The 14240-nt window shown below is 58.6% G+C and carries 19 protein-coding genes; 16 read left to right on the top strand and 3 right to left on the bottom strand.

Annotated elements, in window-relative coordinates; genetic code table 11:
- The first annotated feature begins 2 nt into the window (after positions 1 to 2).
- Positions 3 to 227, top strand: a complete 225-nt coding sequence (nifT, locus tag QA649_RS36780; RefSeq protein ID WP_254124909.1) for a putative nitrogen fixation protein NifT — start codon at positions 3 to 5, stop codon at positions 225 to 227.
- A 7-nt stretch (positions 228 to 234) separates the two neighbouring features.
- Here nifT and QA649_RS36775 read toward each other — a convergent pair whose 3' ends face one another.
- Positions 235 to 546 (bottom strand): hypothetical protein, encoded by a 312-nt coding sequence (locus tag QA649_RS36775; protein WP_283021434.1) that lies wholly within the window; start codon positions 544 to 546, stop codon positions 235 to 237.
- An 878-nt stretch (positions 547 to 1424) separates the two neighbouring features.
- Here QA649_RS36775 and nifB point away from each other — a divergent pair.
- The 13 genes from nifB (at position 1425) to QA649_RS36710 (ending at position 10141) form a co-directional block, all read left to right on the top strand.
- A complete protein-coding gene (gene nifB, locus QA649_RS36770) occupies positions 1425 to 2981 on the top strand; it encodes a nitrogenase cofactor biosynthesis protein NifB (RefSeq protein ID WP_167406931.1) in 1557 nt (518 codons plus the stop codon).
- Between the two features lie 11 nt (positions 2982 to 2992).
- Positions 2993 to 3217 (top strand): 4Fe-4S binding protein, encoded by a 225-nt coding sequence (locus tag QA649_RS36765; protein WP_100233567.1) that lies wholly within the window; start codon positions 2993 to 2995, stop codon positions 3215 to 3217.
- A gap of 357 nt (positions 3218 to 3574) precedes the next feature.
- Complete coding sequence (locus QA649_RS36760; RefSeq protein WP_100233566.1) at positions 3575 to 3889, top strand: nitrogen fixation protein NifZ; 315 nt, start codon at positions 3575 to 3577, stop codon at positions 3887 to 3889.
- Entirely contained in the window at positions 3886 to 4125 is a 240-nt protein-coding gene (locus QA649_RS36755; RefSeq protein WP_100233565.1) for a nitrogen fixation protein NifZ, read from the top strand. The genes QA649_RS36760 and QA649_RS36755 overlap by 4 nt, the downstream gene beginning before the upstream one ends.
- A gap of 15 nt (positions 4126 to 4140) precedes the next feature.
- Entirely contained in the window at positions 4141 to 4500 is a 360-nt protein-coding gene (locus tag QA649_RS36750; RefSeq protein ID WP_100233660.1) for a DUF3024 domain-containing protein, read from the top strand.
- Positions 4501 to 4534: 34 nt separating this feature from the next.
- On the top strand, positions 4535 to 4804 hold the full coding sequence (locus QA649_RS36745; protein ID WP_100233564.1) for a hypothetical protein: 270 nt from the start codon (positions 4535 to 4537) through the stop codon (positions 4802 to 4804).
- Between the two features lie 41 nt (positions 4805 to 4845).
- Positions 4846 to 6000, top strand: a complete 1155-nt coding sequence (locus QA649_RS36740; RefSeq protein WP_283026180.1) for a DegT/DnrJ/EryC1/StrS family aminotransferase — start codon at positions 4846 to 4848, stop codon at positions 5998 to 6000.
- Between the two features lie 348 nt (positions 6001 to 6348).
- A complete protein-coding gene (locus QA649_RS36735; RefSeq protein ID WP_135174588.1) occupies positions 6349 to 6570 on the top strand; it encodes a hypothetical protein in 222 nt (73 codons plus the stop codon).
- The gene (locus tag QA649_RS36730; RefSeq protein ID WP_283021433.1) at positions 6567 to 7040 is read left to right on the top strand and encodes a Rieske 2Fe-2S domain-containing protein; all 474 of its coding nucleotides are present in this window, start codon (positions 6567 to 6569) and stop codon (positions 7038 to 7040) included. Before QA649_RS36735 ends, QA649_RS36730 begins: the two co-directional genes overlap by 4 nt.
- Positions 7041 to 8389: 1349 nt before the next feature.
- A complete protein-coding gene (locus QA649_RS36725; RefSeq protein ID WP_100233561.1) occupies positions 8390 to 8737 on the top strand; it encodes a (2Fe-2S) ferredoxin domain-containing protein in 348 nt (115 codons plus the stop codon).
- 534 nt (positions 8738 to 9271) lie between these two features.
- Complete coding sequence (locus QA649_RS36720; protein WP_283021432.1) at positions 9272 to 9499, top strand: transposase; 228 nt, start codon at positions 9272 to 9274, stop codon at positions 9497 to 9499.
- Positions 9496 to 9747, top strand: coding sequence for a hypothetical protein (locus QA649_RS36715; RefSeq protein WP_283021431.1), 252 nt, complete (start codon positions 9496 to 9498; stop codon positions 9745 to 9747). Before QA649_RS36720 ends, QA649_RS36715 begins: the two co-directional genes overlap by 4 nt.
- Before the next feature lie 154 nt (positions 9748 to 9901).
- A complete protein-coding gene (locus tag QA649_RS36710; RefSeq protein ID WP_158237592.1) occupies positions 9902 to 10141 on the top strand; it encodes an integrase core domain-containing protein in 240 nt (79 codons plus the stop codon).
- Between the two features lie 99 nt (positions 10142 to 10240).
- Here the strand turns inward: QA649_RS36710 and QA649_RS36705 are convergent, their stop codons facing one another.
- Both QA649_RS36705 and QA649_RS36700 read right to left on the bottom strand, forming a co-directional pair.
- Positions 10241 to 10984: an OmpW family outer membrane protein gene (locus QA649_RS36705; protein WP_283021430.1), complete on the bottom strand. Its 744-nt coding sequence runs from the start codon at positions 10982 to 10984 to the stop codon at positions 10241 to 10243.
- A gap of 446 nt (positions 10985 to 11430) precedes the next feature.
- Complete coding sequence (locus QA649_RS36700; protein WP_283021429.1) at positions 11431 to 11844, bottom strand: ArsC/Spx/MgsR family protein; 414 nt, start codon at positions 11842 to 11844, stop codon at positions 11431 to 11433.
- A 561-nt stretch (positions 11845 to 12405) separates the two neighbouring features.
- Here QA649_RS36700 and nifH point away from each other — a divergent pair.
- Positions 12406 to 13290: a nitrogenase iron protein gene (nifH, locus tag QA649_RS36695; protein ID WP_100233658.1), complete on the top strand. Its 885-nt coding sequence runs from the start codon at positions 12406 to 12408 to the stop codon at positions 13288 to 13290.
- Between the two features lie 148 nt (positions 13291 to 13438).
- Positions 13439 to 14230 carry a nitrogen fixation protein NifQ gene (locus QA649_RS36690; protein WP_283021428.1) on the top strand — a complete coding sequence of 264 codons (792 nt, stop codon included), beginning with the start codon at positions 13439 to 13441 and terminating at the stop codon, positions 14228 to 14230.
- Positions 14231 to 14240 lie beyond the last annotated feature (10 nt).

Here is a 14240-nt window from a genome sequence, read left to right as displayed (position 1 = left end):
TCGTGAAAATCATGATCCGCCGGTCTCCGGACGCGGGCCTGTCGATCTACGTGCCAAAAAAGGATCTCGAAGAGCCAATCGTTGAATCCGAGTACGAGACGCTATGGGGCGGCTGGATCAAAGTAGCTAATGGCTGGGTGCTCGATTTACCTGAGATGCCGAGCGGCACACGGTTACCGATCACAATCAACGCTAAAAAACGGGGCGAGAACGGGGACGATCCGTGAGGCGCCCTCACAGATCGACTTTGTCGATGCTGCCGATGCAAAGGCGACGCTCGTGGACATCGCTGCCGGCCTGAGGGCCGCGAGCGTCATTCCCTATCTCGGTCCTGGCATCGCCGAAATTCTGCAGATCCGATATGCCGACCACGCCAGAGGCGTTGGCCAGCTTCTTCGCGAGCAAGGTTGCGCTGCCGCGGCGAGCTAGGGCAATGCGTGGGCCTCGGCGCAGCATATCGAGATCAGCAAATACCGGTCCGCCGTGACGGCATTGGTGACGCAGGCCTTCGCTGAGCCAGTCGAGCCGACGCGGTTGGGCCATCATCTTGCGTCCCTATCCCTGCCCGTCATAGTCGACGCGTGGTATGATGCCGCCATGCGCGAGGCGGTGGGTAATCGCGATGGGGCGAAGTGCAGGTATCACCCGCATCGGCATTGGCGAGGATCGTTGGTATCGTTTTTACGAGTCACTTGGCCAAGAGGTCGACAGTTCCGTCGCCGGCAGCTGGGGGACGGTGTTGTACCAGCCGCACGGCAGCGTGCAGCCGGCCAACAACTTCCTTATCTCCCTGGCTATGTCGAGGCGTCGACCGAAATCGACATTCAGGCACCAAATTCCGGACATCGTCAAGGAAAGGCGAACCGGACAGACCTTTCTCTTCATCTGCTGTCGCTTCAACGACCAGCTCTTGCGTGGCTATGCCCGGAAGACCATCAAGCGAAGTCGGCCGACACCCACTATGCGATCGTTGATGCGGACGCGCTCTCTCGCAACGAGCTCCGCTTTCTACTCGAGCAGGGCCTTACACCGCTTGCGATTGGGCTCCCTTGCGCGGTTGAGATACTGATCACCCATTAGCGTCCTTGTGAAGCCCGAATCCCCCAGCTCGTATCGACTTATTTGCGAGAGCCGCAACGCGAAAAGACACGTTCAGATGGAGCCGGGTTAGGGCGAGCTCAGCGCGAGAATGAATGAGCAGGCCACGGCGCGCTGTGTGAGAATGACGACGTATCTGTCGCACTGACAACAAGTGCATCATTGCATGTTCTTACATGCGCCAGCGCCCATAGTTTCCGCTAACTCGTTGGCGTATGGCTGCAATTCCATCGTCGCCGCCATGGCATGCAAGTTGCTCCCCAGTTTCTTGAGGCTCGCTCACGGACGGTCCTGGGAGGCCGATGATGCCTGCAGGGAAAATGAAAATGAATGCGGTCGTCGGACGCGGAAAATATGTCAAAGCGGCAGTGGATGGCGGCAAGATGAAGCCCGCCGCGGAGTATAAGGGCTGCCGCGCTTCGGCCAACACCGGGCAGGCGAGCTGCGGATCGCAGGCGGGGCCAGGCGATCTACCGATCGAAATCTGGGAAAAGGTCAAGAACCATCCCTGCTATAGCGAAGAAGCGCATCATCATTACGCCCGCATGCATGTCGCGGTCGCGCCTGCCTGCAACATCCAGTGCAACTACTGCAACCGAAAATACGACTGCGCCAATGAATCGCGTCCGGGTGTGGTGAGCGAGAAGCTCACGCCCGAGCAGGCGCTAAGAAAAGTGCTCGCGGTCGCGACCACTATTCCGCAGATGACGGTCCTTGGCATCGCTGGTCCCGGCGACCCTCTGGCCAATCCAGCAAAGACGTTCAAGACCTTCGAGCTGGTCGCCAAGGCGGCTCCGGATATCAAGCTGTGTTTGTCAACCAACGGACTGGCTCTGCCGGATCATATTGATACCATCGCCGGGTCCAAAATTGACCACGTCACCATCACCATCAACATGGTCGATCCCGAAATCGGCGCCAAGATCTATCCGTGGATCTTCTTCAACCACAAGCGCTACACCGGCATCGACGCGGCAAGGATACTCACCGATCGCCAGCTGCAAGGCCTCGAGATGCTGAGCGAACGGGGTATCCTGTGCAAGGTCAACTCGGTGATGATTCCAAACATCAACGACGACCACTTGGTCGAGGTCAACAAGGCGGTGAAGTCGCGCGGTGCCTTCCTTCATAATATCATGCCACTGATCTCAGCGCCTGAACACGGCACGGTATTTGGCCTCAACGGTCAGCGCGGACCAACTGCGTGGGAATTGAAGGCGCTGCAAGATGCTTGTGAAGGGGAGATAAAAATGATGCGGCATTGCCGCCAGTGCCGCGCCGATGCGGTCGGTCTACTCGGGGAGGACCGCAGCGCAGAGTTCACCACCGATCAGCTCATGAAAATGGACGTCCAATATGACTTGGAGATGCGCAAGGGTTATCAGGACGGGGTAGAGGATGAGCGCGCCGCCAAAGTCGCGGCCGCCCAAAAGGAGCTTACGGAATTTGCCGGAGAGATGAGCGCGATCACTCTTCTAGTGGCCGTCGCAACCAAGGGCTCAGGGTTGATCAACGAGCACTTTGGGCATGCAAAGGAATTCCAGGTTTACGAACTTTCTACATCCGGCGCGAAATTCGTCGGCCACCGCCGCGTGGATGTTTACTGCCAAGGCGGTTATGGTGAGGAGGACAGGCTTTACGCCATCATGGGTGGCATCCATGACTGCCATGCGGTCTTCGTGTCAAAGATCGGCGGCTGCCCGAAAAGCAATCTGATCAAGGCGGGGATCGAGCCGGTCGATCAATACGCCCATGAGTTCATTGAGAAGTCGGCGATCGCCTGGTTCAAATCCTATCTGGACAAGGTGAAACGCGGGGAGATCCAGCACGAGCAGCGCGGCGACGCCGCGATCCGGCAGGGATCTCGGATCTCTGCAGCGTAAAGGGGGAATATGTGCCATTCAAGATCATCGCCTCGCAGTGTACGAGCTGCTCAGCCTGCGAACCCCTATGTCCGAACGATGCCATCTCGGAGAAGAGGGGGAGCTTTGTCATTGAAGCGGCGAAATGCACTGAATGTGTTGGCCATTTCGACGAGCCGCAATGTGTCGCCGCCTGTCCGGTCGACAATACCTGCGTGGTTGACACATCCCTGCCTCGCTACCAGGCGCCAGCCTAAAGCGTGAGGCCCATGAGTGGCATGCCAGCAGCTGGAAATGAAAGCGTCATAAGCTTCGTGCTGCGCTCTGGCGGCGGCGCAGTTGCCGACGTTCGGTCCTCCATGACGGACGAGGACTGCGCCGGATTGCCCTGCGATCGTGCTGTATCTGGTCGGCAGCACGGGCTTGGCGGGCATTTCATTCCGCGCGGTGGTCCAAAGGCGCTTCGCGATGCCGAGAGTGGCCTTCTCGGCAGCGCTGCTATCGTCGATGTGACTGACGATGCCGCGTGAGGATGAAGTGAATGCAGAATCTCGCCTGCGGGGGCCGAAGCGGCTCCGCGCACCCCTAAAGGAGCGATGCATGAGAGGCGATACATGAACAGCATCGTTCGCGACAGCGACGTCGTCGAGCTCAATCAGCCGCCTGTCTACAGCTTTGGCCAAAAAGTGCGAGCCAATCGCACCATCCGCAATGATGGCACCTATCGCGGCAAGGAGATTGGCGACGTTTTAGTCAAGAAGGGAGAGGTGGGTTACGTCGTATCGATCGGCACGTTCCTGCAGCAATTCTACATCTACGGCGTCGAGTATCTGGAAAGCGGCTACCGCGTTGGCATGAAGCGCAAGGAACTGGAGTCGGTGGACGCCTGCGAGGAGATCGATGATCTGCCATTGCCGGAGGAGTTATGACGCCAGCCGGCTTTCCGAAATATCGACGTGGCCAGCGGGTCAAGACCGCAGTCGACCTCATCAATGACCACTCATTTCCCGATAGGGAGCCCGAAGGAGTCTTGCTTGCCGCCGGAGCGACCGGTGAGATCATCAACGTCGCGATCCATACCGAAGCGAACGTGCCGATCTACATTGTCGATTTTGGTGAGCAGCTGCTCATCGGCTGCCTTGAAGAAGAAATCACAGTGCTTTGAATGGAGGCTTTCGCCATGAATGCTGCGCTGATGAGAAAGGTAAAGGCCGGGCTGGTGCCTCACCCCAACGAGCTCGATCGTAAACGGATCGAGCGCGGCTTGAGCTCGCGCAAGCGCTATCTCTACGTCTCGCCGAACGTGACGCCGGTGAGGGGCGGTTACCTCGTCGAGAGCCCCTGTTGCTCGCGCAACATCGACGAGGATGGCGCACTCATCGATGTCGCGCTGATTCATTATGATGCCGTGAGCGGGATCTGGAAGCTGTTTCGCAAGAACCACGCGCGCGGAATCTGGGAATTTTACAGCCTTTACCATCGGTTGACTTCTGCAATCGACGAATTGAATGCGGATCCGGAGCGTCTGTTTTGGCAATGATGCCCCGCCTTTCACGAGCCACAGAGGAGCCACGATGGCGCTCACCGCGGAGGAATTGATCGAAATCGAGCGGCTGCTTGCAGCCGATGGCGCCGAGAAGGGTTCGTTTGTCGAGCTGCAGCGCCGCTTTCCGCAGCTTGCTTGGGTGCGCTGTGATGCGTCGGATGTGGCGGACCAGCCGTTCCGGCAGTTTCCGCGTTTCGACCTTCATCTGATCGATGGATCGGATCACTGCGTGCAGATTACGGCCGATCCGACGCGGGCGACCGGCATAGTGTTGGCCAAAAGGAATGTTGGGCGGTGAGCACTGAACTGGCAGAGTATCGGCTTGATGGCGCGCACACTGTGGAGGAGAATGCATCATTCATTCCACTGTCCGATCCCGATATCACCTTTGCCGAGCTCTCTGCCGTGGAAACGCTGCTGTGTTCGCCGCAGATCTCCAACGGGCAGATTACCGCGGCGTTTGAGCACGCTTTCGCCGCCTATCTTGGTCGCAAATATGCTGTTGCGGTCTCGAGTGGTACCATAGGGCTCCTCCTTGCGCTGAGGGCGTTCGGCATTGGTCCCGCGCACGAGGTTATCGCCTCGCCCTACTCCTTTCGTGAGACCGCGCATGCCATCAGTCTCGCAGGCGCACGAGCGGTATTTGCAGAAATTGACTATTGGTCGGGAGCATTAGTCCCAGCGAGGGCCGAAGAGCGCATCACGGCCAATACGCGGGCGATTGTCGCCGGCAATCCCAACGGTCATCCAGCGCCATGGTCGGAGCTGCGCGCGGTCGCCCAGCGCCATCAGCTGCTGCTTTTGGAGGATTCCACCGAGGCGATCGGATCGAGCTACAAGGGTGAGCTCGTCGGCCGGTTTGGCGACATCGCGGTGTTCGACTTTGCTCAGCCGCTGGCCCTAACCTGTGGTGAAGGCGGAATGGTTGTGACCGATGATATCGACATCGCGCTCGGCTTGCGTCGGCATCGCGCCCATCGCCTGGACGAGCGCTCTTCCGTTGTTGTCGGTAGCACGGCGCCTTATCAGGCCGGCATGAGCGATCTCACGGCTACCTTGGGCCTAGCGCAGCTCAAGCGTCTCGATGAAATCCTGGAGCGGCGTCGGTTCGTCGAGCAGCTATATAACGCGCATATGCAATCATTTGAGGGCATCAAGCCGCCTTATGTTGGCCCCGATGTGGTCGAGGTAAACTGGTTGCTTTATCTCGTTCATCTGGGGACGCGCTTCACGCGATCGGGGCGCGACGCCATTATCGATGATCTGCGCGGCGCGCAGGTTGAATCCACCGCCTATAGCCAACCGCTACACTTGCAACAACACTACTTTGACTTCGGCTATCGGCGTGGCGATTTCCTGGTTGCGGAAAGAATCGCAGATCGCGCTCTTGCCCTTCCGTTCCACACCCATCTCACGAACAAGCAGATCGAGTTTATGGTGGAGACCATGAAAGATGCGTCGATAAACGTGGGAGCGGGTGCCGCGATTTACTAAGATGATCGTCATCCACGACACGGAAGAACGAGGGTTGAATGGCGGTGAGCGTGGTATTTCTCATCGCGAGAGATGAGCAACGGACGGAGGATACGTCCTTTGTGGCAGCGTTGTCGGATAGCATGGCGGGAGCGCGCCGGATGCCGCTGGAGGTATGCACTTGTCTTAGAGCAGCAAGAGAAATGCTCCAAGCGAGCGCGAAGAAGCCCTTCTCGATAGCAGAGAAGGCGGCGCGTCCAAGGCTGGCATGAGAGCCTACGCGCCAAGGTGCCCAAAACTAAGCACATCACAGTCGAGATTCTCGGTGTCCGTTCAGGATCTTTAGAGTTCTCAAAACAGGTTATCGGTATGAACTCGCAACAAGTCATCATCCACGTCCGCTTCGCTCCGAACGGAAGGGTGATCCAAATCAGCGAGCGTCCGGCGAAGCTCACGCCGAACCAGTGGTTTGACGTCCTCAACGCCCGTGCCAGCTCGGCTTATCGGGCGCTCGCTCGTGGCCGTGGGATTTTTCAGCTGAGCCGGACTGCGATCGAAGCCTTCAAGCAGGAAACTGCGAGGCCGGGATGAGCGAACCTGTAATCGGCAACCTGATGAGCGGTCACATCGAGGTTTTTGTCGTCTGTCCGGCCGATGCCATCGAGCGGAGTGGGGCCATGAGCTTTAGCCTGTCGCGGATTGACGATAAGGGCGAGAGCCGGCCGTTTCCGATTATTGTGGTGCGCACCTTCGGCAATGACTATTTTGGTTACGTGAATCGTTGTCCGCATGAGAACGTCTGGCTGAATATCGGCTCCGGTACGTTTTTCTCGGCAGACCGCTCCTTTCTTAGATGCGGCCGGCACGGTGCAAGATTCGAGGTCGACACAGGGATGTGCATCGACGGCCCCTGCGATGGCCAATCGCTTGAGCCGGTAGCGCTCGCCGTAATCGAAGGTGACGTCTGCCTGTGCGGCGTCAAGCTGCTCGAGGACCACCGGTTTGGCGACCCCTTCGGGGACAGCGACGAAACCATGGATGTCACGATCCATCCGGACTAACGGGCCTATCGCTTTATTGTGCTCAAGCTGCCTTAGGGCGCTTTGCCCTCGCCGTTGTTCGCGTGAGCGTTGGTAGATGCGTGTCACAGCTTTTGATGACGGGCACCTCGTCGGATTGCGGCCTTGCACTCCACGACCTGCGCAGCACCAGCAAGCTGCTCTTGCGCTGGCTCGTCAAATCGAGCCGGCAGCGGGACATGCCTCCTACCGCCGTGGATATGTTTGAGGGGAAATGCCCCCGGCGGCTGGAAGTTCGCCGAGGGCATCGTCTGGGCGTGGAGAATGGCGGGACCCAGACTGACAGGATCGTTTGGGGATGAGGAATGACGATCCTGTGTCAGAAGGCCGGTCGGTGCAGCTGGCGTTATTGCCGGCGTTGCAACTGCCATGCCAAACCTCGGCTTGTGCGACGCTCTTAGCGAATGGCGCCACCATCGTCAGTAAGGGCCGGTTAGAGCGTGCTCGTTGTTCCGCATTTCCGGCTGCAAGCGCGCGTCTTGACGCGTATCGTGTGAAGCGTGATCCCCATTTTGGACCGCTGAATTGCGTTTTAACGTTGCTGCCGATGGGGATGCGACCGGCTTGGTCTGCAGCCTCAAAGGTGGCTCGGCGTTCATCCCTGCCTCTTTGGGCTCTCGCGACGGGCGCGATCTGTTGAGCAAACGATGGATGGGCAGCGGCGGAGCGCAGCGTCCAGCTTCAGGGCGAAAAAGATGCTGTAGGCTCGCGCGGTCAATGCGGCCAGCCGCTCACTCATGGCAGAACACGGCGCTCGATCCGCCGCACGATCTTCGAGCTCCTCGCTAGGCGGCTCGAGGGTCATGAAGATCGCTGCTCATTCCAAGATACGATAGCGCAAGAGCTGGACCAAATAACCGAGCGTCTCGGTTGTTCTGCGTACGAACTGCAGAAGGTTGAACGGGAGGTCAAACGCTAAGCGAGGTTTGTCGTGGCCGAAACAGAGGCGAACAACATTGTCGTAACCTTCGCAACAATCGTGAGTCGCGCAAAGCAAGGGATCGTTGCGGAGGCGAACGTTACGCATCTGGTGTGCAACTTGCTTTGGAGAAGTTGGATGGTGAGCAAGCGGGAGCAGAAAGATCGTGATGATGGCTGAAGAGATTGGTGCTGATCATGGAGGCTGCTCTGGACGCCAAGATATCTATCGCTGATCGTCGGCGACGACCATCACTATGGCGCCCGCTCATTTTGCCTGCTTTGGCGAGCGCGTGTGGGAATCATTAGCATTAATTGGTCTATGCGGCGTTTAGTCGTAAGAGATTGTTGGGGGCGATGTGCTCGCATCTCGTCTCTTCTCAGATGAAGCCCATTGATCACAGGATAGGCGCATGAACTCAGAAACCGAATTCGAGCTTCCTCAACTTTATAGACATCATGTCTTTGCCTGCAACACGCAGCGTCCGCCAACTCATCCGCACGGCAGCTGTGGCGCCTCCGGCGCACAACCCCTATGGGATCGAATGGCCAAGGCGATCGAAGCGCAAGGCCTCAACGATATTGGCTTCACGATGGCGGGCTGCCTTGGCTTTTGTAACTCTGGTCCCTTGATGGTCGTCTATCCCGATGGAGTGTGGTATCGCGCGTCCACGCCTGAGGATGTCGACGAAATCGTAAACTCCCACCTCGCGCAAGGCAAACGTGTCGACCGCCTTGTCATGGTGTTAAAGCGAACCTAACGGCTCGATTAGCGGCCACTTGCCAAGGCTAGCAAGCATCGACTGCTAGCGCGGCGATGAGCTGGCCGCTCGGAGGTCAGATCGTCTGAGATAGAGCGTAGCCATCACGCCGCGGATTTGAGAACAGCAAGTCATTGACGTTTTCGCGGCGTGCCGCCTTTCTTCTCCGGCCCAAGCGGCAAATGGCGGCCTTTGCAACGCGCGTGCTGGGTCGATTTGTTTGTGTACCGTCACCGCTTGCCGCGCGACCCGGAGTTCACAGCGAGAGCAGTGCTGGGCTCCCCGCGTCTCGCGAGATAACGCGTACTTGACGCGTCATCTCGCTCTGTTTGCACCGCGGCGAGGTTAGGGACGCGCTCGATGAGCTCGCCGCGTCCGGTTTGATCAAACGGATCCCCTGAAATGGACCCCGATTTGGGACCAGAGGCTTAGTTGGAAAAAGGCCGCTCCGTCTGATAGACGGAGTGAGCAATAACGAAGAAGACGAGACGCAAGATCGACGCGGCACTGAAGGCAAAGATCGCGCTGGAGGCGGTGCGGGAGCAGGCGATGGTGGCCGATTTGGCCCAGCGCTACGAGGTTCACCCGAACCAGATCTATGCCTGGAAGAAGCAAGTGCTGGAAAAGGCGGCCCGGGCCTTTGACGCGGGTGTCGGGCGGGAGCGCGAGGACGCTCGCGAACGTGAGATCGAGAAGCTGCACGCCAAGATAGGACAACTGACAGTCGAGCACGATTTTTTAGTGCGGAGGTCCGGAAGATGAGCACGCCGGACCGTCGAGCAATGCTCGATCGCGCCGATAAGGCGCTGTCGATCCGCCGGCAATGCATGTTGCTTGGCATCGCGCGCTCTGGCGTCTACCGGCCGCCGCGGCCGGCCAACGACAACGACCTTGCTCTGATGCGGCGGATCGACGAGCTGTTCACCGCCTGGCCGTTCCTGTGGGCGCGGCGAATGACCGCGATGCTGAAGACGGGCTTCAGGACAATCGCAAGCGCGTGCAGCGCTTGATGCGCAAGATGGGCATCGCGGCGCTGGGACCGAAGCCCGAACACGACGAAGCCGGCGCCGGGCCACAAGATCTATCCCTATCTGCTGCGCAACATGACGATCGACCGGCCGAACCAGGTGTGGGCGGCCGACATCGCGTATTTGCCCATCGGCCGTGGCTTTCTTTATCTCGTTGAAGGGCTATGCCGACGGTCGCGAGGCCAAGGCAGGAATCGCAAACTGGATCGCCTTCTACAACGGTCGTCGCCTTCATCAGGCACTCGGCTATCGCGCGCCGATGGCGGTCTGGCGCGAACGGATGCAGGCTGCGAAGGCTGTGGACATGATGGACAACGCTGACGCGTTGGCCACATGCCCACAGCAACAGCAGCAGACAGGGTTTCTCGCAGCGTGATAGAAACGGATCAGGAACGGTCAGTTTCCAACTAACAAACCTGTTCAAGCGGTCCCGCTCCGCGGATCCATTTCACCCCTTTCTGATCCTGTTCTAGCGTCAGAACTTGTAAGTGACGCCGCCGCTGACGAGCCACGGGTCGATGTTGGCGCGACCGGTGACGGCAATCGCATTGTTTACGGTCGCGGAGTACTCCGGCCGCAGCCATAGCTTCTTCACGTCAAAGTTGAGGCCCCAGTGCCGATCAAGCATGTAATCGAAGCCGAATTGGACCGCCGCGCCGAATTGGTTGCTGATGCGCAAATCCGTAACGGCAAGGCCAGCGAGCGACGTATTGGCAGCCGATTGGTTGAAGAATGCGGTGTAGTTGATGCCCGCGCCGATATAGGGCTTGAGCGCGCCGAAATCGGTGAAGTGATATTGCAGGGTCAGTGTTGGCGGCAACAGCCAGGCTTTGCCGATATCGAGGCCAGTGAGCGCGCCATTGCCGCTGATGTGATGGCTAGTTACGCCGAGAATGAGTTCGGCGGCAACGTTTCTCGTGAAGAAATAGGTGATGTCGAGCTCGGGTATGACTTGATCGCTGATCGAAAGCCCAGAACTTGGTGAGGACAGCGAGGGCACCCCGGCGACGCTGACTGAGCTGCCTTCGGTGTCCGGCAAAACGCCAAGTACGCGCAGGCGGATCATCCATGGATTGAAGGGTTCGATCGGGGGCGCTTTATAGTAGATCGGCGCCTGGCCCAGATCTGCAGCCCGTACCGGGATGCTGACCAACGAGGTTGCTAGCGCGAGGAGTGACGCCCTCGTCAGAACTGTCCTTGTTCTCATCGAATTCTCCATTCCAAAATCCGCGCGAAGAGCCGCGCGATATCTCTGTCACACACCGGGAAGGGCGGAGGATTTGATGCCGATCAAGATGGAAGCGAGCAGAGCGCAATTATGCCGCTAAGTTGCATAATGATCACTGCCGCGCAGGGTCGAGATCTGTTCTGATCCTTATTCAATTCAAGAGAGGCGCGTCTGTTCAAGAAGCCGCATCTCGGATTGTTGCTCTGATCCAATCCAGGCCGCGGACATCATGCGCGACAAAGGCTGCACCTGTCACCGCCTCTCACAAGAGCGAGAAGCGCGGCGATCGAGCGCAATATAGACGATGCCCCTTACGGGCAGCCACTCGCGCGGGCCGTCTCAGCGAAGGTCCCGTCGCTTATTGCCCGTGAAGGAAGCCGGAGTGGGAAACGTCATCCTTACTTTATTGATCGACTGGGGGCCGCTCCTTCGTTTCCTCAGGCCTGCGCACAACGCCTGGGGTTTGCTTCGTGCAAACACCCCTCGAGATCATCTTGCGTCTTGCGGCCAAGCAGCGACAGCACGGGCTCATGATCGAGCCCGGCACATCGTGCCCCGTCTACGTCGATCAGCGGTCGTCGTATCAGGAGCGGATCGCCCACCATCAATGCGAGTGCGCTTGCCGCGCCGATAGTATCGGGATTGAGTTCGCCTGACTTGATACGTGCCGCAGCTCGGTTGAACCAGGAGCCGACGGGCATATTGCCGAAGAAGCTACGTAATTCCTCCGCATCCCATGGCTCCTTCAAGATGTCTTGAGCGATCACGTCGTGGCCGGCGGACTTCAGCGCTTGAATCTGACGCGCGTTAGTGGCGCAGCCGGGTTTCTGATAGAGGATGATTGTCGCCACGATATACCTCTGTAGGCGCGCTGAGCTGAACGATTGGCACGGCGCGGCTGCTTCGGGAGCCTCTTCAATTTCTTGCCGATCACCTCCAAAGTCCGCGCACCAAGCGCCGTACCATGTATGCAACCTCGCCGCTGGTGCGCGAGATTGCGGGCCAGCCGGCATATTCACTGTCGTCGAATCGGAGCAAGTTCCGTTCCACACGTGAGGGCATCGGAACAGGTCGCGCAAATCGGCTTTTCGCGTTGATCGTTGTGGTCGTTGTGGTCGTTGTTAGTTTTCTGACAGCCGCGCAAATCCTGTTAGATCTAAAACAGCCAGGGCCTTACTCACCGGCTAGTTGGTTTTCAGAAACGTAATCAGAAGCTTAAGGAGCGCGGTCAAGCGTTGGCACGGCGGTTGCTAATAGGCGGTAGCAACACTGACTGAGGGCTGAGTGCACGCCGACGCGTAAGACGAGCGATGCGCTCCTTCCCTTGAACCCGTGTGCCCCCGTTTCTGAGAGAGAAACAAGCTCGCGCGCAAGAAGCGCAACTTTTGGCAAATCGGTTGATGGAGAACAACATGTCTTCACTGAGACAAATCGCGTTCTACGGGAAGGGCGGCATCGGCAAGTCGACCACTTCGCAGAACACGCTGGCGGCGCTGGCCGAGATGGGTCAAAAAATCCTGATTGTAGGGTGCGACCCGAAAGCGGACTCGACCCGCCTGATTCTGCACGCTAAGGCGCAAGACACGATTTTGAGCCTTGCAGCGAACGCCGGCAGCGTGGAGGACCTCGAGCTCGAGGACGTAATGAAGGTCGGCTACAGGGACATTCGCTGCGTGGAGTCCGGTGGTCCTGAGCCGGGTGTCGGCTGCGCCGGCCGCGGCGTCATTACCTCGATCAATTTCCTGGAGGAGAACGGCGCCTACGAAAACATTGACTATGTCTCATACGACGTGCTCGGCGACGTCGTTTGCGGTGGTTTTGCGATGCCGATCCGCGAGAACAAGGCGCAGGAAATCTATATCGTGATGTCCGGTGAAATGATGGCGATGTATGCCGCGAACAACATTTCCAAGGGGATCCTGAAATACGCAAACTCTGGCGGCGTGCGGCTGGGCGGTCTGATCTGCAATGAGCGGCAGACGGACAAGGAGTTGGAACTGGCGGAAGCGTTGGCCAAGAAGCTAGGTACTCAGCTGATCTACTTCGTGCCGCGCGACAACGTGGTGCAGCATGCCGAGTTGCGCCGCATGACGGTGCTCGAATATGCACCCGAGTCCAAGCAGGCCGATCACTATCGCAATCTTGCGACCAAGGTTCACAAAAATGGCGGCAAAGGCATCATCCCGACTCCAATCTCCATGGACGAGCTCGAGGACATGCTGATGGAGCATGGCATTATGAAGCCCGTGGACGAATCCATCATCGGCAAGACCGCCGCCGAACTCGCGGCCTCGTAAAGGCCGCGAGTCGCGGCCTTGCGAAGGTGCGCGACGAATGCCGGTCTCCCTCACCGACGCATCCCGGGAGGCCGGCATTCTGACGATCGATCTTGACCAAAACCAGGATGCGGCAGGGAAAACCTGACTGCTGTGGAACCCTCAAAATATGGTCGAAGCGCAATACCTTCCGTTCATGGCTGCTTGTGCAGTTGATGCCAACAGCCAGATACACATGGGAATTGCAACCTACCGTCTGCTCACCGGTGTGCCTCCTGCAGATGCCGATATTGCCATTGACAGCAATTTCGATCGCCATGTCCTGGCGTCTATCTTGGCGGCTGCCACAATGGATGGTGGCTCCCTTCCCGAGAAGGCCGGCCTGTCCGGCCTTGAACTGGCGGCCTTGCTGGAGCAGTGCTTTCCCTCGCTTGAGATCAAGCTGGCGGAGCAGCTCTCGGTTTTTAAGTGCGAAGGGGACGAAGAGATCGCAATGCTGCGCGATCTCTTGCTCAAGCAACGCTCGACGGAACGGGATATCGGCCACTGGCTGGCTGCGATGATAGCGCGGCGCGCCATTGAGCCAGGCCATCTTTGGGAAGCTCTCGGCTTGCGCAATCGCGGCGAACTCTCCCGGCTGCTGAGCCGCCATTTCGCGCCGCTCGCCGCGCGCAATGTCAACAATATGCGCTGGAAGCGCTTCTTCTACCGCATGCTTTGTGAAAATGAAGGCCTCGCGATGTGCACGACACCTGTGTGCAACCAATGTGACGACTTCAACATCTGCTTCGACGAAGAAAGCGGTGAGAGCCGGATGGCTGAGCGCCGGCGCGATTGTCTGTTGCAGGCGGCTCGGCCGGTCGTTGCCGGCGGCTGGCCTTCTGAACCGCCACAAGGGTCCGCGATCGCACCATCATCGGGGAAAGCCTCGCAGGATTCGGTAAGCCGCGCGGAAGGTTGAGGGCGCGGCT

Source organism: Bradyrhizobium sp. CB1717, assembly GCF_029714325.1.
Lineage (GTDB): Bacteria > Pseudomonadota > Alphaproteobacteria > Rhizobiales > Xanthobacteraceae > Bradyrhizobium.
The sequence above is the reverse complement of the archived record's forward strand: the minus strand, read 5'-3'. Positions and strand labels throughout refer to the sequence as shown.

Coding starts and splice junctions, on each gene's coding strand:
- QA649_RS36775 (WP_283021434.1), bottom strand. CDS start 546: ATGATGGCCCAACCGCGTCGGCTCGACTGGCTCAGCGAAGGCCTGCGT.
- nifB (WP_167406931.1), top strand. CDS start 1,425: ATGAATGCGGTCGTCGGACGCGGAAAATATGTCAAAGCGGCAGTGGAT.
- QA649_RS36760 (WP_100233566.1), top strand. CDS start 3,575: ATGAACAGCATCGTTCGCGACAGCGACGTCGTCGAGCTCAATCAGCCG.
- QA649_RS36755 (WP_100233565.1), top strand. CDS start 3,886: ATGACGCCAGCCGGCTTTCCGAAATATCGACGTGGCCAGCGGGTCAAG.
- QA649_RS36750 (WP_100233660.1), top strand. CDS start 4,141: ATGAATGCTGCGCTGATGAGAAAGGTAAAGGCCGGGCTGGTGCCTCAC.
- QA649_RS36745 (WP_100233564.1), top strand. CDS start 4,535: ATGGCGCTCACCGCGGAGGAATTGATCGAAATCGAGCGGCTGCTTGCA.
- QA649_RS36735 (WP_135174588.1), top strand. CDS start 6,349: ATGAACTCGCAACAAGTCATCATCCACGTCCGCTTCGCTCCGAACGGA.
- QA649_RS36730 (WP_283021433.1), top strand. CDS start 6,567: ATGAGCGAACCTGTAATCGGCAACCTGATGAGCGGTCACATCGAGGTT.
- QA649_RS36725 (WP_100233561.1), top strand. CDS start 8,390: ATGAACTCAGAAACCGAATTCGAGCTTCCTCAACTTTATAGACATCAT.
- QA649_RS36715 (WP_283021431.1), top strand. CDS start 9,496: ATGAGCACGCCGGACCGTCGAGCAATGCTCGATCGCGCCGATAAGGCG.
- QA649_RS36705 (WP_283021430.1), bottom strand. CDS start 10,984: ATGGAGAATTCGATGAGAACAAGGACAGTTCTGACGAGGGCGTCACTC.
- nifH (WP_100233658.1), top strand. CDS start 12,406: ATGTCTTCACTGAGACAAATCGCGTTCTACGGGAAGGGCGGCATCGGC.
- QA649_RS36690 (WP_283021428.1), top strand. CDS start 13,439: ATGGTCGAAGCGCAATACCTTCCGTTCATGGCTGCTTGTGCAGTTGAT.